At 70.8% G+C, this 16,986-nt stretch carries 18 protein-coding genes; 7 read left to right on the top strand and 11 right to left on the bottom strand.

Features of this window, described 5'->3' with window-relative positions:
• Positions 1 to 142: 142 nt before the first annotated feature.
• Positions 143 to 1,702 (bottom strand): FadD3 family acyl-CoA ligase, encoded by a 1,560-nt coding sequence (locus OG905_RS22875; RefSeq protein ID WP_328676582.1) that lies wholly within the window; start codon positions 1,700 to 1,702, stop codon positions 143 to 145.
• A gap of 80 nt (positions 1,703 to 1,782) precedes the next feature.
• Between OG905_RS22875 and OG905_RS22870 the strand changes: the two genes are divergently transcribed.
• The 3 genes from OG905_RS22870 to OG905_RS22860 are packed head-to-tail and all read left to right on the top strand — an operon-like array spanning position 1,783 to position 4,131.
• Positions 1,783 to 2,931: a lipid-transfer protein gene (locus OG905_RS22870; protein WP_328676581.1), complete on the top strand. Its 1,149-nt coding sequence runs from the start codon at positions 1,783 to 1,785 to the stop codon at positions 2,929 to 2,931.
• A 1-nt stretch (position 2,932) separates the two neighbouring features.
• Positions 2,933 to 3,358, top strand: coding sequence for a Zn-ribbon domain-containing OB-fold protein (locus tag OG905_RS22865; RefSeq protein ID WP_328676580.1), 426 nt, complete (start codon positions 2,933 to 2,935; stop codon positions 3,356 to 3,358).
• Positions 3,355 to 4,131, top strand: a complete 777-nt coding sequence (locus OG905_RS22860) for an enoyl-CoA hydratase/isomerase family protein (RefSeq protein WP_328676578.1) — start codon at positions 3,355 to 3,357, stop codon at positions 4,129 to 4,131. The genes OG905_RS22865 and OG905_RS22860 overlap by 4 nt, the downstream gene beginning before the upstream one ends.
• Positions 4,132 to 4,264: 133 nt before the next feature.
• Here OG905_RS22860 and OG905_RS22855 read toward each other — a convergent pair whose 3' ends face one another.
• The 5 genes from OG905_RS22855 to OG905_RS22835 form a co-directional block, all read right to left on the bottom strand.
• Positions 4,265 to 4,822, bottom strand: a complete 558-nt coding sequence (locus OG905_RS22855; RefSeq protein WP_328682540.1) for a hypothetical protein — start codon at positions 4,820 to 4,822, stop codon at positions 4,265 to 4,267.
• A gap of 71 nt (positions 4,823 to 4,893) precedes the next feature.
• Positions 4,894 to 5,349, bottom strand: coding sequence for a hypothetical protein (locus OG905_RS22850; protein ID WP_443043971.1), 456 nt, complete (start codon positions 5,347 to 5,349; stop codon positions 4,894 to 4,896).
• Between the two features lie 73 nt (positions 5,350 to 5,422).
• Positions 5,423 to 7,843 (bottom strand): outer membrane protein assembly factor BamB family protein, encoded by a 2,421-nt coding sequence (locus OG905_RS22845; RefSeq protein WP_328676577.1) that lies wholly within the window; start codon positions 7,841 to 7,843, stop codon positions 5,423 to 5,425.
• Positions 7,844 to 8,037: 194 nt separating this feature from the next.
• A complete protein-coding gene (locus OG905_RS22840) occupies positions 8,038 to 8,352 on the bottom strand; it encodes a hypothetical protein (RefSeq protein ID WP_328676575.1) in 315 nt (104 codons plus the stop codon).
• Positions 8,353 to 8,490: 138 nt separating this feature from the next.
• Entirely contained in the window at positions 8,491 to 9,264 is a 774-nt protein-coding gene (locus tag OG905_RS22835; protein ID WP_328676573.1) for a VOC family protein, read from the bottom strand.
• 286 nt (positions 9,265 to 9,550) lie between these two features.
• On the opposite strand from OG905_RS22835, the gene OG905_RS22830 reads away from it, so the two are divergent.
• Complete coding sequence (locus tag OG905_RS22830; RefSeq protein WP_266489780.1) at positions 9,551 to 10,198, top strand: TetR family transcriptional regulator; 648 nt, start codon at positions 9,551 to 9,553, stop codon at positions 10,196 to 10,198.
• Positions 10,199 to 10,471: 273 nt separating this feature from the next.
• Here the strand turns inward: OG905_RS22830 and OG905_RS22825 are convergent, their stop codons facing one another.
• Together OG905_RS22825 and OG905_RS22820 are read right to left on the bottom strand one after the other, a co-directional pair.
• Complete coding sequence (locus OG905_RS22825) at positions 10,472 to 11,641, bottom strand: acyl-CoA dehydrogenase family protein (protein WP_328676566.1); 1,170 nt, start codon at positions 11,639 to 11,641, stop codon at positions 10,472 to 10,474.
• A gap of 91 nt (positions 11,642 to 11,732) precedes the next feature.
• Positions 11,733 to 12,104: an iron chaperone gene (locus OG905_RS22820; RefSeq protein ID WP_328676564.1), complete on the bottom strand. Its 372-nt coding sequence runs from the start codon at positions 12,102 to 12,104 to the stop codon at positions 11,733 to 11,735.
• A gap of 42 nt (positions 12,105 to 12,146) precedes the next feature.
• On the opposite strand from OG905_RS22820, the gene OG905_RS22815 reads away from it, so the two are divergent.
• Positions 12,147 to 13,328, top strand: a complete 1,182-nt coding sequence (locus OG905_RS22815; RefSeq protein WP_328676562.1) for a thiolase C-terminal domain-containing protein — start codon at positions 12,147 to 12,149, stop codon at positions 13,326 to 13,328.
• Positions 13,329 to 13,402: 74 nt separating this feature from the next.
• On the opposite strand, the gene OG905_RS22810 is transcribed toward OG905_RS22815, so the two are convergent.
• A complete protein-coding gene (locus tag OG905_RS22810; protein WP_328676560.1) occupies positions 13,403 to 13,981 on the bottom strand; it encodes a TetR/AcrR family transcriptional regulator in 579 nt (192 codons plus the stop codon).
• Positions 13,982 to 14,045: 64 nt separating this feature from the next.
• Here OG905_RS22810 and OG905_RS22805 point away from each other — a divergent pair, with 64 nt between their 5' ends.
• Entirely contained in the window at positions 14,046 to 14,720 is a 675-nt protein-coding gene (locus OG905_RS22805; protein ID WP_328682538.1) for a pyridoxine/pyridoxamine 5'-phosphate oxidase, read from the top strand.
• On the opposite strand, the gene OG905_RS22800 is transcribed toward OG905_RS22805, so the two are convergent.
• Positions 14,672 to 15,166: a Zn-ribbon domain-containing OB-fold protein gene (locus OG905_RS22800; RefSeq protein WP_328676558.1), complete on the bottom strand. Its 495-nt coding sequence runs from the start codon at positions 15,164 to 15,166 to the stop codon at positions 14,672 to 14,674. The two genes, OG905_RS22805 and OG905_RS22800, sit on opposite strands and share 49 nt — an antisense overlap.
• A complete protein-coding gene (locus tag OG905_RS22795; protein WP_328676556.1) occupies positions 15,166 to 15,615 on the bottom strand; it encodes a DoxX family membrane protein in 450 nt (149 codons plus the stop codon). Before OG905_RS22795 ends, OG905_RS22800 begins: the two co-directional genes overlap by 1 nt.
• Before the next feature lie 174 nt (positions 15,616 to 15,789).
• Here OG905_RS22795 and OG905_RS22790 point away from each other — a divergent pair, with 174 nt between their 5' ends.
• Positions 15,790 to 16,941 carry a flavin-containing monooxygenase gene (locus OG905_RS22790; RefSeq protein WP_328676553.1) on the top strand — a complete coding sequence of 384 codons (1,152 nt, stop codon included), beginning with the start codon at positions 15,790 to 15,792 and terminating at the stop codon, positions 16,939 to 16,941.
• Positions 16,942 to 16,986 lie beyond the last annotated feature (45 nt).

Raw genomic sequence — 16,986 nt, 5'->3', positions numbered from 1 at the left:
CAAGCCCGTCCGGCGATTGAGGACACGCCCGGAGGGCGTACCGGGGTCTGGGGGCTCGCCCCCAGTTACGGGATGGGGGTACCTCCCACGGCCGCCAGGCCGTAGGGGGAGGGCGGGGTGGGGAACAAGCCCGCCGCAGGCGTCACGCCGCCCGCGCCCGCAGCTCCCCCTTCAGCACCTTCCCGCTCGCATTCCGCGGAAGCTCCCCCACGAACTCCACCACCCTCGGCACCTTGTAATTCGCCATCTCCCGCCGCGACCACGCGATCAGGTCGTCCGCCGTCACCGTCGCCCCCCGGCGCCGTACCGCGTACGCCTTGCCCACCTCGCCCAGCCGCGCGTCCGGTATGCCGATCACCGCGATGTCCGCGATGTCCGGGTGCAGGCCGAGCAGTTGCTCGATCTCCGCCGGGTAGGCGTTGAAGCCGCCAACGATGAACATGTCCTTGATCCGGTCGGTGATCCGGAGATTGCCGCCCTCGTCCAGCACCCCCACGTCGCCCGTCCGCAGCCAGCCGTCCTCCGTGATCGCCTTCGCCGTCTCCTGCGGATCCTCGAAGTAGCCCTGCATCACGTTGTGTCCGCGCACGAGCACCTCGCCGGGCTCGCCGGTGGCCGCCGACACGCGGACCTCGGTGCCGGGGATCGCGCGGCCGGAGGTGGTCGCGATCGTCTCCGAGGCGTCGCCGCGGCGGCACATGGTGACGATGCCGCTCGCCTCGGAGAGGCCGTACGCCGTCAGGACGGTGTCGATGTGCAGTTCACTGCGCAGCCGCTCGACGAGCAGGAGCGGCACGACCGCCGCACCCGTGACGACGAGCCGGAGCGCGGTCAGATCGTGCTGGTCGCGTGCCGGATGGTCGAGCAGGGACTGGTGCAGTGTCGGCGGTCCCGGCAGTACCGAGATGCGCTCTGAAGCGATGTTGGCCAGCACGGTGTCGACGTTGAAGACGGGCTGCGGCACCATCGTCGCGCCGCGGGTCAGACAGGCGATGATGCCCGCCTTGTATCCGAAGGTGTGGAAGAAGGGGTTCACGATCAGATAGCGGTCGCCTTCCCGCAGTCCGGCGAGCTCGCTCCACACGTCGTAGCAGCGCAGGGTCTGCGCGTGGGTGATGACGGCGCCTTTGGGGCGGCCGGTGGTGCCCGAGGTGTAGATGATGTCGGAGGGGGCCGAGGACTGGATCGAGTCGGCCCGGGTGCGTACGTCCGCGGCCGTGACGCCGTCGCCGCCCGCCAGGAAGTCCTTCCAGGTGCGGTAGTCCTCGGGCGCGCTGTCGGCGAGGACCACCACCTGCTCCAGATGCGGCAGGTCCACCTCCGCGCGCCGGAGGGACGCGACGTACGAGGTGCCGAGGAAGGTGCCGGTGACGAAGAGCAGTCTGGCGCGGCTGCGCTGGAGTACGTACGCGGCTTCCGTGCCCTTGAAGCGGGTGTTCAGCGGCACCAGCACCGCCCCGGCCGTCACCGCGCCGAGCGCCGAGACTATCCAGTCGAGGGTGTTGGGCGCCCAGATGGCGACCCGGTCGCCCGGCCGCACACCGGCCGCGATGCACGCGGCGGCGGCGCGTTCGACGCGCTCGCCCAGTTCGGCGTACGAGACGCGGGTGCGGCCCTCGACGACGGCCTCCCGGTCCGCGTACCGTTCGGCAGCGCTCCGTACCAGCCTCGGGATGGTGCCCCACTCCAGGTCGCCGCGCATCGCAAGCCCTCCCGCCGCAGTTCCGCTCGGTAGCCGACTAGTAGCTGACTACCCGTCAGATTAGCTGTACCCTCCCCCTCATGGCGAGCCTCAAGGACGCAGTCGCGATAGCCGGGATCGGACAGACGGCCTTCGCGAAACAACTCCCCGAATCCGAGAAGACCCTGGCCTGCCGGGCCATACTCGCCGCGCTCGACGACGCGGGGATCCACCCGTCGGAGGTCGACGGCTTCGCCTCGTACACGATGGAGGAGACGGACGAGGTCGAGATCGCGAAGTCCGTCGGCGCCGGTGACGTGACCTTCTTCTCCAAGGCCGGCTACGGCGGCGGCGGTTCGTGCGCCACAATCGCCCATCTCGCCGGTGCGATCGCGACCGGACAGGCGAGCGTGGGGGTCGCCTGGCGGTCCCGGAAGAGGGGCTCGGGACCCCGCCCCTGGAAGAACACCGCCGTTCAGCTCCCCACCCCCGCGCAGTGGACCCGGCCCTTCGGGCTGCTGCGCCCCGCGGACGAGATCGGCATGCTCGCGAGGCGCTATATGCACGAGTACGGCGCCACCCGCGACCACCTCTTCAATGTCGCCCTGGCCTGCCGCAACCGTGCCAACCAGAACCCCGCGGCCGTGATGTACGAACGGCCGCTGACCCGCGACATGTATATGACCTCGCGCTGGATCAGCGAGCCGCTCTGCCTCTTCGACAACTGCCTGGAGACGGACGGCGCGCTGGCCTGCGTCGTCGTCAGCGCCGAGCGCGCCCGCGACTGCCGTCACAAACCGGTCTACGTCCACTCCGCCGCCCAGGGCCTGCCCTCCCAGCACCACGGAATGGTCAACTACTGGAACGACGACCCGCTTACGGGACCCGCATGGACGGCCGCCCGCCAGCTGTGGAAGACCGCGGACTTCGGCCCGCAGGACGTGGACGTCGCCCAGATCTACGACGCGTTCACCCCGCTCATACCGCTCTCCCTGGAGGGCTACGGCTTCTGCGGCCGGGGCGAGGGCGCGGCCTTCACCGAGGGCGGCGCCCTGGAGATCGGCGGCCGGCTGCCGCTCAACACCGGCGGCGGCGGGCTCTCCGAGGGGTACGTCCACGGCTTCAACCTCATCAACGAGGGCGTGAAGCAATTGCGCGGCACCTCCACCGCACAGGTGCCGGGCGCCGCGACCTGCCTGGTCACGGCGGGCGAGGGCGTGCCCACTTCGGCTGTTCTGCTGAGGAGTTGAGATGCTCACACCGGTTCTCGACGAGGACGGCGCACCCTTCTGGGAGTACGCCGCGCAGGGCGAGCTGCGCATCCAGAACTGCGCGGCCTGCGGCGAGCTGCGCTTTCCGCCGCGGCCCTGCTGTCCGCACTGCGGGTCCTTCGACAGCGAGTGGCGCAGGATGAGCGGTCGCGGCCGCATCTGGTCCTACGTCGTGCCCCACCCGCCACTGCTGCCCGCGTACGCGGCCCTGGCCCCGTACAACGCAGTCGTCGTCGAGCTGCTGGACGCGCCCCGGATCCGGCTGGTGGGCAATGTGGTCGCCGCGCCGGACGCCCCGCTGGGCTCCGTCGACCCGGCGCGGCTGCGGATCGGCGCCGGGGTGAAGGTGGCGTTCACGAGCCTCGGCGACATCACCGTGCCGCGCTGGCTTCTGGAGCGGGCATGAGCGTGCGCGTCGAGACGGAGAAGGAGACGGGCGTCGCGCTCGTCACGCTGGACCGGCCCGAGAAGCACAACGCGATCGATCTGGGGATGGCGAGCCAACTGGCCGATGTGTGGAGGCAGTTCCGCTTCGACGACGCCGTACGGGCGGTCGTGGTGACGGGCGCGGGAGGCAAGGCCTTCTGCACCGGCATCGACCGCTCGGTGGACGTGCCGCAGCCCTCGTCCCCGTACTCGATCGACGATCCGCTGATCGCGATCGGCCCGAAGGCGAACGACCTGTGGAAGCCGGTGATCGCGGCGGTGGAGGGGATGGCGTGCGGCGGGGCGTTCTATCTGCTCGGCGAGAGCGAGTTCGTGGTGGCCTCGCGGGAGGCGACGTTCTTCGATCCGCACACGACGTACGGCATGGTCAGCGCGTACGAGACGATCTACCTGGCGCAGCGGATGCCGTACGGCGAGGTGGCGCGGATGGCGCTGATGGGGACGGCGGAGCGGACGTCGGCGCGGCGGGCGTACGAGACGGGGCTGGTGTCCGAACTCACCGAGCCCGGTGGGGCGTTGGACGCGGCGCTTGGCTGCGCCCGGACCATTGCGTCGTACCCGACGGGGGCCGTGCAGGGGACGGTGCGGGCGGTGTGGGCGGCGCGGGAGGGGGCGCGGGGGCAGGCGGTGGCGCATGCGCCGCACTTGATTGCCCTGGGGAACGTGCCGCCGGCACAGCAGGCGGAGCTGTTCGAGGGGGGAAGGGGGCGAGGTGGGTACCGGCTGCGGTAGCTCGGGACAGTGCGCCTGCGGCGGGCCTGTTCCCCACCCCGCCCCTTCCCGAACTGGGGCAAGCCCCAGACCCCGAACGCCCTTCGGGCGTGTCCTCAAACGCCGGACGGGCTGAGCACAGCGCATCGATCACTCAGTCGTCGGCCAGGGCCTCCGCCTCGCACTTCGTCACCCGTGCGACCGACTTGGGGCTCTGCATCCTGACCTGCACCGTCCTGGTCTCGCCGCCGTCCAGCGTGACCTTGGTGTATCCGCGGTCGACGACATCGCCCACGGCGTCCAGGAAGACCACGTCGACCTCGTACCGGTGTGAGACGCCCGCCTCCGCGACGACCTTCACCGTGGCGGACGTGTCGGCCTTGCGCGTGCCGCGGGCCTTTTTCACGCAGTCGACGACATACGCGCGCGCGGCGGTGGTGGCCGAGGCCGTCGGCGTGGGGGAGGCGGTGTACGAGTCCGAGCCGGACGAGCCCGAGGACCCGGACGAGCTGTAGTCGTCATCGTCGTAGCCGCGGTAACCGCCGTTCGACTTCTTGGAGTTCGAGCAGCCACCACCGTCGCCCCCGCCGCTCCCCGACCTGCTCTTGCCGCCCCTGCCGCCCTTTCCTGTCGTATGCGAACTCGAGAAGCCTGTCAGTGCGAGCATCACGACAACGAGTACGGCCGCGAGCTTTGCATGCCGGCGCACGATGGCCACCTTCCCCCAGTGCTGCGGTACTTGATGTACCTGACAACAGCGCGCGACACCGTAGCAGTCGCGAATCACCGAAGGATCAGGGGCTCGGTGTGATCCGACTCCGGGCTCGTACGGCCGCTCATCACCACCGCGGCCACCAGAAGCAGTACGCCGCCGCCCACGGCCATGGCGACCCCGTAGCCGAGACCGCCTCCCACGCCTCCGACGGTCAGGGTGCCCGCCGCCTGTCCCTGGCGGACCATCCACAGGACCGAGAAGCCGAGCACGATCACCCCGGACAGCGCGACCAGCAGCCGCGAGCGCAGGACGAGGCCGATCAGGGTCACCAGGGCCGCGAAGGCGAAGGGCAGCAGGAGCGAGCCGAGCAGCTCGGCCTCGGTGTCCGAGATGCCGTTGAAGAGGTCCTGGATCCGGTAGTCGCGCCCGTGACGGCCGTCGTACCAGTCACGGAAGGGGCTCCATACGGCGGCCGTCGCTCCGATGAGGGCGAGGATCGAGCCGATGACGTTGCGGATCATCATCGGCCCTCCCTGCGCCGCTCTCGATCACGACGCTACGCCCGGACCGTGCCCCTCGCCATCGGGACGGCCCCTGTCATCCCGGCGCCCCCCGGCCGGTCGCCGTGCCCTTGACCGCGTCCAGCGCGTACACACAGCGGTCCTTGCTGCACGCGTACACGACACCGCTCTGCGCCACCGGGGAGCCGGTGATCTCACCGCCCGTCGCGAGCTTCCAGCGCAGCTGGCCGCCGCTCGCATCGAGGGTGTAGAGCACATGGTCCGCGGAGCCGAAGTGGACGCGGCCGTCCGCGACGACCGGTGCGCCGATGACCTCGCCGCCCGCGGCGAAGCGCCACATCGGGGTGCCCGTGACGGCGTCCAGGGTGTAGAGCGCGCTGCCGCTGCCGACATGGACGTTGCCGCCCGCGATCAGGACCGGCTCGATGGACTGGCGCGACTCGGTGGCGATACGCCAGCGGTCCTTGCCGGTGGTGGCGTCCAGGGCGTACACCGTGCCGAGGTAGTCGGCGAGATACACGCCGCCGCCCGTCACCGCCGGGCCCGGTGCGAAGACCGGCGGCGAGAGGAAGACCGCGGGGGCCTCGAAGTGCCAGCGCACGAGTCCGTTGGCGATGTCGATGGCGAGGACTCGGGTGCCGGCCGCGACATAGACATAGCCGTCGGACGCGGGATGCACGCGGACCGGCACATTGCCGCAGGACGCCGCGTCCCCGACGGGGTACGACCAGCGCTCGACGCCCGTACGGGCCTCCAGCGCGCGCAGCCTCGCGTCCTGCCACACGTACACCGTGTCGTCGAAGATCGCGGGCCCCGCCTCGGGGGTCTCGAAGTCGCTCTGCGCCCCGCTGGTCTCCCACAGCTTCTCGCCGTTGGAGGCCTCCCAGGCCTGTACGCCGCCGCCGCGCGTCCCGGTGAGGACCGTGCCGCGGTCGACCTTGAGGGAGTACACCCACGCATCCGTCTGGAGCCGCCAGCGTTCGACGCCGCTCGCGGCGTCGAGGGCGTACAGCGAGGGACCGTCGGAGGCGTGGATACGGCCCCCTGCGACGGCCATCGCCCAGGCCACGTCCTTGGTCTTGAACTGGCGGCGGCCGCTGCCCACGTCCAGCGCGTGCACCTCGAAGGAGGTGACGTACAGCAGACCCCCGGCCACCACGGGCGTGCCCCAGACGTCGTTCGACATCCTGAAACGCCAGGGCCGCCAGTGTCCGGTGGCACCGTCCGGGGGTGAGGTGGGCGGTGCGGCCGGGGCCCGGTCGGGGGCCGGTGCCGGTGCGGGGACGGCGCTGGTGGCCGCCTCGGCCCCGTTCAGCCCGCCGGGCGGGCGGACCCAGCCGGTCGCGGGACCGGCCTCGGCGACCGCGCCGCGGCTCGCGTCGAAGACCCGGGGGCCGGGGCCGATCGGGACCTTGGAACCGGGCAGCCGCACGGGCCCGGCGGCCGCGGGCACGGGAGCCCGGGCCGCGACGGGAGACGGCGCGGCCTGTCCCGTACGCGGGTCGCTGCCGCCGCGCCAGGCGGAGTCCCAGTCGGCGCCCTGACGGGGCGGAGGTGCCTGGGGCACGGGCGGGGCGGGCTGGGCAGGGGCCGGGGGTGTGGGCCGTCCGCCGCGGCGCCGCTCGATCATCGCGGTGGCCCGCGAGGGCAGCCACGCGGACGCGGTCCCGCTGTCGTCGCTGCCGGAGGAGAAGAGATGGGGGGAGAGCTGTGCCTGCAGATCCTCGGGCGTGGGCCGCCGCCCGGCCTCCATCTGCATACAGGACTCGATCAGCGGCCTCAGCTCGTCGGGCAGACCCTCCAGGTCCGGGCCCTCGCGCAGCAGCATGAAGACGGTCTCGACCGGGTTCGCGCCGTGGAAGGGCGCATGCCCGGTCGCGGCGAAGACGAGCGTGGAGCCGAGCGAGAACACATCGCTCGCGCCGGTCACGCTGCGGGAGTCGCGCGCCTGCTCCGGCGACATGTACGCGGGTGTGCCCACGGCGACATTGGTCATGGTCAGCCGGGTGTTGGAGACGCCGGACGCGATACCGAAGTCGATGACGCGCGGCCCGTCCTCCACGACCAGGACGTTCGAGGGCTTGAGGTCGCGGTGGACGAGGCCCGCGCCGTGGATGGACTGCAGCGCTTCGGCGATCCCGGCCGCGAGCCAGCGGACCGCCTGGGCCGGCATCGGCCCGCACTCATTCACTATTTCTTCGAGGGAGGGGGCAGGCACGTACGCGGTGGCCAGCCAGGGCACGGCCGCCCGTGGATCGGCGTCCACGACGGCTGCCGTGTAGAAACCGCTGACGGCCCGCGCCGCCTCCACCTCACGGGTGAAGCGGACGCGGAACAGCTGGTCCTCGGCGAGTTCGGTACGCACCGTCTTGATCGCCACCCTGCGACCGGACGCGGACCGGGCGAGATACACCAGTCCCATGCCGCCGGCACCGAGCCGGCCCAGCACCTCGAACGGACCGATCCGTCTCGGGTCATGCTGCGTCAGCTGCTCCATCACTTGCCTGCCACCTCCCCGTACGGGCCCCATAAGAAATGGAGCCCGTCACCTACGGCCCCGTGCAGCGTCTCACCACCGAGCCCTCAGCGGTGCGCACCCTGATTCTTCCTGTCGGAGGCGGCGGTTGCGAACCCGGGGGCGGATCGGGGTGTCTCACCCGTATTCGGGCACGGATCGGGGCCTGAAATGGTTCAGCCGCGCGCCTCCAGGCGTCCGGTGGCCCGCAGGGAGCCTTCGCACGAGATCGAGTCGCTGCCGTCACCCGTGTGCCAGGCCCCGTACAGGGTGGTGACGCGGACCGGCCACTTCGGGTTGCTCACGTCGTCGCAGTCGACGACGAGACGCCAGGTGTAGGAGGAGCCGCTGTAGCAATTGGCGTAGGCGGCGTTGCCGCTGCCGGCGAGGTTGCAGGGCAGGCGGGCGGCGGAGGCGGGGGTCGCGGTGAGCAGTCCGGCGGCGACGGCGGCGCAGGCGGCGAGGCCGAGCGCGGTTCGGGTACGGAACACGGGGGTCCTTCCATGTCGTGGGGGACCCCACTATGGATCAGTAGGCGGGCTCAGGTCTAGACCACTGTTCGTCTCAACTCCCTTAATTTCAGGTCGCTTTCAGGTTGCCGGTTGCCGGTCGCCGGTCGCCGGTCGCCGTCAGGCGGCTTTCGGCTCCGCGAGTACGGCGAAGGTCGCGCCCTGATTGTCGGAGAGCACGGCGATGCGCCCGTAGGGAATGTCGAAGGGCGGGGCCTGGATGCGCCCGCCGAGGCGGGTGACGGCCGCGACGGTGTCGTCGCAGTCCTCGACGCTGAAGTAGATGAGGAAGTGGCCGGGCATCTCGGCAGGGAAGGCGTCGGTGATCACGCTGCGGCCGCCGATCGCGGTGTCTTCGCCGGGCTCGGCGCCTGCGGGCGACCACATACGGAAGTCGACGGAGGAGTCGGGCAGGTCCGTCCCCCCGAAGCCGAAGACCGACTCGTAGAAGGCGTCGACCCGCTCCGGGTCCCGGGTGTACACCTCGGCCCAGCAGAAGGATCCGGGCTCGCCCTGTTTCTCGAAGCCGTCCCTGTCACCCGCCTGCCAGAGCCCGAAGACAGCCCCGCCGGGGTCCGCGGCGACGCTGGCCGTGCCGGAGGTCCCGACCGGCTGGCGGTCGCTGATCACCTGTCCCCCGGCGTCCCTGATCTTGCGGCCCAGCGTGCCTGCGTCGGCGGTGGCGAAGTAGACGCCCCAGACGGTGGGCATCCGGCCGTCGGTCTTGGGCACGAGGGCCGCGACGAGCTTGTCTTCACTGAAGGCGTCGGCCTGCGGGCCGTCACCCTCGCGGAATGTCCAGCCGAACAGCTCACCGTAGAAGCGCTTGCCCGCCACGACGTCGGGGAGCGCTGCGTCCACCCAGCACGGCGTGCCCTCTGGGAATGCGGCCATGGACCTGGTTCCTTCCCTGCGCGGGATATGGGCGTACCTCCCACGGCCGCCAGGCCGTAGGGGGAGGGTGTGGCACCCGTCACACTCAAGCTAGCCGCGCCCGACGCGGGCCGCAGGGCATCGAATCGAACATTTGCCTTATTATCCGGACAATACGGCGCGAAGGCGGCCCGGAATTGTTGAGTTGTCCACGGAAGTTGTCCACAGGCTGTTGATAAGACTATTGCTGCACCCCATTTGCAGTCGGCCGAATCGCGCGCCGATCACCCCTCGGTAAGCTGACGGCATGACAGGACAAGTACGCACCGTCGACGGCCGCGTGGCCGGGCGACGCGGACAGGCGACGCGGCAGAAGCTGCTGGACTGCCTCAGCGAGATGCTCAGCTCCTCGCCGTACCGGGACGTCAAAGTCATCGACGTGGCCCGGAAGGCGGGCACGTCCCCCGCGACCTTCTACCAGTACTTCCCCGACGTCGAGGGCGCGGTCCTCGAGATCGCCGAGGAAATGGCCAAGGAAGGCGCCGGGTTGACCGAACTCGTCTCCGGCCGCTCCTGGGTCGGCAAGGCGGGCTGGCAAACGTCGGAGGAACTCGTCGAGGGCTTCCTCGACTTCTGGCGTCGCCACGACGCGATCCTTCGGGTGGTGGATCTGGGGGCCGCGGAGGGGGACAAGCGGTTCTACAAGATCCGCATGAAGATCCTCAACTCCGTCACCAACTCTCTTACGGACTCGGTGAAGGACCTCCAGTCCAGGGGCAAGGTCGACAAGGACGTCAGCCCGGCGGCGATGGCCGGATCGCTGGTGGCGATGCTGGCGGCGGTGGCGTCGCATCAGAAGGGGTTCACGACCTGGGGTGTGAAACAGGCGGAACTGAAGCCGAATCTGGCGCTGTTGGTGCACTTGGGTATCACGGGCAAGAAGCCGACGAAGTAGCTGCGCTACCTGCACCGAGTCCTGTCACGCCGACGGCGGTCCCTGCCTTGGGGGGCGCCGTCGGCTTTTTTGTTCCCCACCCCGCCCCTTCCCGTAACCAAGGGGCTTCGCCCCCTGGACCCCCTATGCGACCTTCGGCCGCATGTCCTCAATCGCCGGACGGGCTGAATGTGCGGCCCTTGAGGCGCGGGGTCTGGGGCGGAGCCCCAGTTCGGGGAGGGGCGGGTAGGGGACAAGGCCCGCCGCAGGCGCACCGCCCGCACCCCGCACCCCTCACCGCGCCGCGAACAGACCCGCCCGTTCGGCCGCATGCGCGCGCAGCCTGTGGACCGGGCCGAAGAGCAGCTCGTCGGAGGCCGCCCGTTTGAAGTAGAGGTGCGCCTCGTGTTCCCAAGTGAAGCCAATGCCTCCGTGCAGCTGGATCGCCTCGCCCGTCACCACCCGCAGCGCCTGAAGGCACTGGGCCAGCGCCAGCCCGCCCTCGGCCGGGTCCCAGGCCGCGTAGTACGCCGCCGAGCGTGCCACCTGGATACGTACGTACAGGTCGGCGAGCCGGTGCTTGACCGCCTGGAAGGAGCCGATCGCCCGGCCGAACTGCTCGCGGGCGCGGACGTACTCCACCGTCCGGTCCAGCGCGCTCGCCGCCGCGCCGACCGCCTCCGCCGCGAGCAGGGTCGCCGCCCCGGCCCCCACGGCCGCCAGCGCCCCCGGCACATCCGCCGCATCGTCCTCGCCCAGCAGCCGGGCCGGGCAGTTGCGCAGTTCGATGCGCGCCTGCGGCCGCGTCTCGTCCAGCGAGGTCTGCCGGGTGCGCGACAGACCCGCCGCATCCGCCCGGACCAGGAACAGGAGCGTACGGCTGCGGGCGTACCCTCCCGTGTGCGCGGCGATCAGCAGCAGTCCGGCGCTGTGCCCGTCGAGGACCTGCCCGGCCTCCCCGTACAGCAGCCACTCCCCACAGTCCCCGGGCCGCGCCTGTACGCCACCGGCCCGGCCGCCGCCCGCCCACTGCCCCGAGGTGTTGTCGCCGCTCAGTGCGAGCGCGAGCGCCAGGCTGCCGCCGGGCACGGCGAATGCGCAGGTCAGCGAGCCGTCCGCGATACGCGGCAGCAGTTCGCCCCGCTGCTCGGGCGTCCCGAGCGCGGCGATCAGCGGCGCCCCGAGCCCCGCCGTGGCCAGCAGCGGCGAGGGCAGCAGCGCCCGCCCGGTCTCCTCGCAGGCGAGCGCGAGTTCGGTGAGTCCGCAGCCCACGCCTCCGTACGACTCGGGCAGCGCGAGGCCCGGCAGTCCGAGCTGCTCGGACAGCTGCGCCCACAGCTGCGGGTCGTACCCGGCGGCGGTGCGGACGGCGGCCTTGACCTCGTCCGGTCCTGACCGTTTGGCCAGCAGCTCGCGCAGGGTGCGACGGATCTCGTCCTGCTCCGCGGTGAAGGCGGTGTCCATGGGATCCCCTCCGTATCTGACGGCCCGTCATGTTAGGGCGGGAGGATCCAGAAGCACAGAGGTGCGCACACAGACGCACGAGGCCGTGGGTTCAGCAGACCTCGCCCGGCGCCGCCGCGGTCGCCCGCAGCAGATCCCGCACCAGGTCGTAGTCGATCTTCTCGGTCCGCCGGAACCGCAGGCACCCCTTGCCCATGTCCTGGTCAGCCAGCCGCTCCTCGAAGCCTTCCCGGACGTCAGGGCGCATCAGATAGAAGGAGATGTACTGCTTCTGATTGGCGAAGGAGATCTCCGGCTCACCACCCTGGGGGCGATAGCAGGGCATGCCCCACGCCATGACTTCCTCGTAGTCCGCAAGCTCCGTGCGGCACAGCTCCCGGATCCTCACCAGCGCCGTGAGCCGGTCCGGCTCCACCACTTCGGCAAGGTAGCCGTCGACGTCTTCGGCAGTGCTTCTGGGCATACGCTCCACGCCGTCCGAGTTATCTGATGTACCGTCAGATTCATGCCTTCCACCCCGCGAGCTCCGCGCAAGGTCGCCATCGTCGGCATATCCCTCTCGGACTGCGGGCGTATCGATGGTCCCACGCCCTACGCCCTGCACGCCCAGGCCGCGCGCCGGGCACTGTCCGACTCAGGACTCGAACGCTCCGCCATCGACGGCTTCGGCTCGGCCGGCCTCGGCACCCTCGCCCCGGTCGAGGTCGCCGAATATCTGGGCCTGAAACCGCGCTGGGTGGACTCGACCGCCGTGGGCGGCGCCACCTGGGAGGTCATGGCGGCACACGCGGCCGACGCCATCGCGGCCGGTCACGCCAATGCCGTGCTCCTCGTCTACGGATCGACCGCACGCGCCGACATCAAGGCGCGCCGGCGCACCTCCAACCTCTCCTTCGGCGGCCGCGGACCGCTCCAGTTCGAGGTCCCGTACGGGCACACGCTCATCGCCAAGTACGCGATGGCCGCCCGCCGCCATATGCACCAGTACGGCACGACGCTGGAGCAGCTCGCCTCGGTGGCGGTCCAGGCGCGGGCGAACGCCGCGGCCAATCCGGACGCGATGTTCCGCGAGCCGATCACCGTCGACGAGGTGCTGGACGGGCCGGTGATCGCGGACCCGTTCACCAAACTGCACTGCTGCATCCGCAGCGACGGCGGCTGCGCGGTGCTGCTGGCGGCCGAGGAGTACGTGCCGGACACGGCGAAGGATCCGGTGTGGATCCTCGGCACCGGCGAGTACGTCTCGCACACCACGATGTCGGAGTGGGAGGACTTCACCGTCTCCCCGGCGGCGGTGAGCGGACGCCTCGCCTTCGAGCGCGCGGGTGTCACGCCCGCCGACATCGACATCGCCGAGATCTATGACGCCTTCACCTATATGACCCTCGTGACGCTGGAGGACCTGGGCTTCTGCGCCAAGGGTGAGGGCGGCCCGTTCGTCGAGAAGGGCCGGATCGGGCTCGGCGGCGAGCTGCCGGTGAACACCGACGGCGGCGGCCTCTCCGCCTGCCATCCGGGGATGCGCGGGCTGTTTCTGCTGGTCGAGGCGGTACGGCAGCTTCGGGGCGAGGCGGGCGGCCATCAGGTGCGGCGGCGGGACGGAGGGCTGCCACGACTGGCGGTGGCGTCCGGTACGGGCGGCTGGTTCTGCTCGTCCGGAACGGTGGTGCTCGGACGGGACCGATGAATCCCCGCCCGGCCCGCCGGCTTACCGTTGCCGCGGGGATTCAGGAGTCACCGTCCACCGCACCACCGGCCGAGCTACTCGTCCGGCGGCAGCAGCCGCTCGACCAGGGCCGTGATGAGATCGCCCGCCTGCTCCTCGGGGAACACGTCGGGCAGCGTGAGGCGCTCCACCACCAGCCAGTTGGTCGCCAGATAGATCATCCTGACCGCGTCGGCGTCGCCGGGCAGACCGGACGCCAGGTGGGCCGCGACATTCGCCTCGACGTCCTCGCTGACGCGCTCGGTGAGCACCGCCCGCAGCTCGGGGCGGCGGGTGGCCTCCAGGCGCAGTTCGAGCAGGGCGAGATATCCGGTGCGGAACGCGGTGACCCGCTCCACCACCTCGCGGACCAGCTCCGCGGTCCGTGCGCGGGTGGTCGGGCCGTGCAGCATGGCCTGCATCGTCGCGTCGTCCGGGCGCATGCGCTCGTAGATGCGGCCGCCGGCCTGGTTGAGGAGATCGTCGCGGTTGGTGAAGTAGTTGGACGCGGTGCCCTTGGGTACGTCGGCCTCCGCGTCGACGGCCCGGAAGGTGAGGCCGCGGGCGCCCTCGCGGGCGAGGACTTCTATGGACGCGTCCACCAGTGCAGCGCGCCTGGCCAGGTTCTGCCGCATGCGTGTTCCTTCCGCTCGGCTGACCACTCTAGACGGAGTGGTGTTGACTGGCCGTATGGACGGTATGGATCACAGCGACAACGATCAGAACGCGTTCCGTACGCTGCTGCACGCGCAGCGGGTATGGGACACCGAGCTTCCCGAGTTCGACCCGGCCACCGCGCCCGGCAGACCGCTGCCGCTGTTCTACAGGTGGTTCGCGGAGGCCGTGGCCGCCGGTCAGGTCGAGCCGCACACCATGACGCTGGCGACCGTGGACGAGCGGGGGGTTCCCGACGTACGGACGCTGATGCTGCACGACGCGGACGAGCGCGGCTGGCACTTCGCCTCCCACGCCACCAGCGCGAAGGGCCGGCACCTGGCCGCGAACCGCGAGGCCGCCCTGGGCTTCTACTGGGCGGCACAGGGCCGCCAGGTCCGGATCCGCGGACGGGTGAAGGCGGGCAGCTCGACGGAGAGCCGGGCCGATCTGCACGCCCGCTCCACGGGCGCGCTGGCCGCAGCGCTCACCGGCCGTCAGAGTGAAGTCCTCGACTCCCAGGACGAGTTGGCGTACGCCTCGCAGGCCGCATGGGACCTGGCCCAGAGAGAGCCGGACGCTCCCGTGCCGACCTGGACGCTCTATGTGCTGGGGGCGTACGAGGTGGAGTTCTTCCAGGGGGACGGGCAGCGGCGGCACGTCCGGCTGCGCTACCGGCGCGAAGAGGATTCCTGGGTGAGGGAGTTGCTCTGGCCCTGACCCGCCGGCCGGAACACCGGCACCGCCACGCCGTCCCCCTCCGTACCCTCCGTGGCTTCCGTGGCTTCCGTGGCTTCCGTACGGATGGTGACCTCAAGCTCCATGCCGATCAGCAGCTCTGCCTCCGGGCACTCGACGATCTCGGTCATCATCCGCGGACCTTCGGCGAGATCGACGACCGCGGTGGTGTACGGGACGCGCTCGCCGAACGGCGGCAGGTCATTGCGGTGCACGACCGACCACGTGTAGAGCGTGGCGCGGCCGCTCGCCCGCTCCCAGTCGACGTCCTCGCTCCAGCAGTACGGACAGAACTCCCGCGGATAGTGATGAGCCTTCGCGCAGGCGCGGCAACGGCGGATCAGCAGCAGCCCCTCGGCGGCCGCGTCCCAGAAGGGCCGGGTGAAGTCGTCGGACTCGGGCAGGTCGAAGCGGGGGGCCGCGGACATCAGAAGAATCCGATCGCGCTGTCGAGGGACCAGGTCTGCCAGGACATGGCGAAGAGGGCGACGAAGGATATGAGGGCCATCATGGCGTTCTGCCCCTGTTCTGCCCAGTCGTGGATCATCAGGACCAGATAGATCAGGTTGAGCAGCAGGCCGCCGACGAGGGCGATCGGGGTGAGGAAGCCGACGATCAGGCCGAGACCGAGGGCGAGTTCGGCGTAGACGACGATGTACGCCATCGCCCTGGGGCGAGGCTGGACCACCTTCTCGAAGCCGTTCTTCACCACGGGCCATTTGTGCTTGCCCGCGACGTCGGCTGCCCAGGCGATGCCGGTGCCGCGCTCGAACCAGCCCTTCTTGTCCTTGTGGCGCCAGCTCTCCAGCCACCACAGGCCGAGACCGATACGGAGTACGGCAAGCCATTCGGCGCCGGTGAGCCAGACGGTCTCCATCCCGGACTCTCCCTCTCTCGGACTTCTGACGGCACGTCAGTTCAGCGGATCGGGGGCTCGCGCGCAAGGGATGCGGCAGCTTGTGAACAAGTGGTGTGCGGCGTGATGAATTCGCAACCGATTCCCGTCTTGACTGAGACCCATCAAGTAATCGCGCGATTACGCTCACGGTTCATGCCCGACGAAAAGGACATCGCCCTCACGAACGACCGGCCCGTCTACGTCATCGGCGGCGGCCCGGGCGGTCTCGCGGCAGCAGCGGCACTGCGGGAGCGGGGCGTACGAGCGGTGGTGCTGGAGAAGTCCGAGTCCGTGGGCGCGTCCTGGCGCCGCCACTACGACCGGCTGCACCTGCACACCACCCGGCGGCTCTCCGGGCTGCCCGGCCTCGCGATGCCGCGGTCGTTCGGCCGCTGGGTCTCCCGCGACAACGTGATCCGCTACCTGGAGAAGTACGCGGAGTTCCACGAGCTGGAGATCGTGACGGGCGTCGAGGTCTCCCGTATCGAGCAGTCCGGAGCCGACTGGCTGCTCCACGCGACCGGCGGCCGGCAGCTGACCGGACGGGCCGTCGTGGTGGCCACCGGCTACAACCACACCCCGCGACTGCCGGACTGGCCGGGCCGCGAGGCGTACACCGGTGAACTGCTGCACGCGGGCGAGTACCGCAACGCCGCGCCGTACGCGGGCAAGGACGTGCTGGTCGTCGGCGTCGGCAACACGGGCGCGGAGATCGCCGTCGACCTGGTGGAGGGCGGAGCCACCCGGGTCCGGATCGCCGTGCGGACGATCCCGCACATCGTCCGCCGCTCGACGGCGGGCTGGCCCGCCCAGCGCACCGGCATCCTGGTCCGCCGGCTGCCGGTCCGCGCCGTGGACCGGGCGGGCGAGATCATGTGCCGGATCGCCGTGCCCGACCTCGCGGAACAGGGCCTGCCGCGCCCGGACACGGGCCTGTACTCCCGCGTCAAGCAAGGCGCGATCCCGGTCCAGGACGTGGGCCTGATCGACGCGGTACGCACCGGAAAGGTCGAACCGGTCGCGGCGCTCGACTCCTTCGACGCCGACAAGGCGGTCCTCGCGGACGGCACTCGGATCTCCCCGGACACGGTGATCGCGGCGACGGGCTACCGCCGGGCACTGGAAGGCCTGGTCGGCCACCTCGGCGTCCTGGACGAACGGGGACGGCCGGTGGTGCACGGGGGGAGGTCGCCGGGGGCGGCGCCGGGGCTGTACTTCACGGGTTTCACGAACCCGATCAGCGGGATGTTCCGCGAGATGGGGCTGGACGCGCGGCGGATTGCGCGGGCGGTGGCGCGGGGCTGAGCCGCCCTTCAGCCCGTCCGGCGTTTGAGGACATGCGGCCGAAGG

It is taken from the genome of Streptomyces sp. NBC_00322 (assembly GCF_036147535.1).
In the GTDB taxonomy this organism is placed as follows: domain Bacteria; phylum Actinomycetota; class Actinomycetes; order Streptomycetales; family Streptomycetaceae; genus Streptomyces.
This window is presented reverse-complemented; position numbering and strand designations above follow the sequence as displayed.

Excerpts from the sequence above, each read along its gene's own strand:
- OG905_RS22845 (WP_328676577.1), bottom strand. The coding sequence starts at position 7,843 with ATGGAGCAGCTGACGCAGCATGACCCGAGACGGATCGGTCCGTTCGAG.
- OG905_RS22810 (WP_328676560.1), bottom strand. The coding sequence starts at position 13,981 with ATGCGGCAGAACCTGGCCAGGCGCGCTGCACTGGTGGACGCGTCCATA.
- OG905_RS22865 (WP_328676580.1), top strand. The coding sequence starts at position 2,933 with ATGCTCACACCGGTTCTCGACGAGGACGGCGCACCCTTCTGGGAGTAC.
- OG905_RS22825 (WP_328676566.1), bottom strand. The coding sequence starts at position 11,641 with ATGGACACCGCCTTCACCGCGGAGCAGGACGAGATCCGTCGCACCCTG.
- OG905_RS22875 (WP_328676582.1), bottom strand. The coding sequence starts at position 1,702 with ATGCGCGGCGACCTGGAGTGGGGCACCATCCCGAGGCTGGTACGGAGC.
- OG905_RS22830 (WP_266489780.1), top strand. The coding sequence starts at position 9,551 with ATGACAGGACAAGTACGCACCGTCGACGGCCGCGTGGCCGGGCGACGC.
- OG905_RS22870 (WP_328676581.1), top strand. The coding sequence starts at position 1,783 with ATGGCGAGCCTCAAGGACGCAGTCGCGATAGCCGGGATCGGACAGACG.
- OG905_RS22850 (WP_443043971.1), bottom strand. The coding sequence starts at position 5,349 with ATGATGATCCGCAACGTCATCGGCTCGATCCTCGCCCTCATCGGAGCG.
- OG905_RS22805 (WP_328682538.1), top strand. The coding sequence starts at position 14,046 with ATGGATCACAGCGACAACGATCAGAACGCGTTCCGTACGCTGCTGCAC.
- OG905_RS22835 (WP_328676573.1), bottom strand. The coding sequence starts at position 9,264 with ATGGCCGCATTCCCAGAGGGCACGCCGTGCTGGGTGGACGCAGCGCTC.
- OG905_RS22790 (WP_328676553.1), top strand. The coding sequence starts at position 15,790 with ATGCCCGACGAAAAGGACATCGCCCTCACGAACGACCGGCCCGTCTAC.
- OG905_RS22815 (WP_328676562.1), top strand. The coding sequence starts at position 12,147 with ATGCCTTCCACCCCGCGAGCTCCGCGCAAGGTCGCCATCGTCGGCATA.
- OG905_RS22795 (WP_328676556.1), bottom strand. The coding sequence starts at position 15,615 with ATGGAGACCGTCTGGCTCACCGGCGCCGAATGGCTTGCCGTACTCCGT.
- OG905_RS22800 (WP_328676558.1), bottom strand. The coding sequence starts at position 15,166 with ATGTCCGCGGCCCCCCGCTTCGACCTGCCCGAGTCCGACGACTTCACC.
- OG905_RS22860 (WP_328676578.1), top strand. The coding sequence starts at position 3,355 with ATGAGCGTGCGCGTCGAGACGGAGAAGGAGACGGGCGTCGCGCTCGTC.
- OG905_RS22820 (WP_328676564.1), bottom strand. The coding sequence starts at position 12,104 with ATGCCCAGAAGCACTGCCGAAGACGTCGACGGCTACCTTGCCGAAGTG.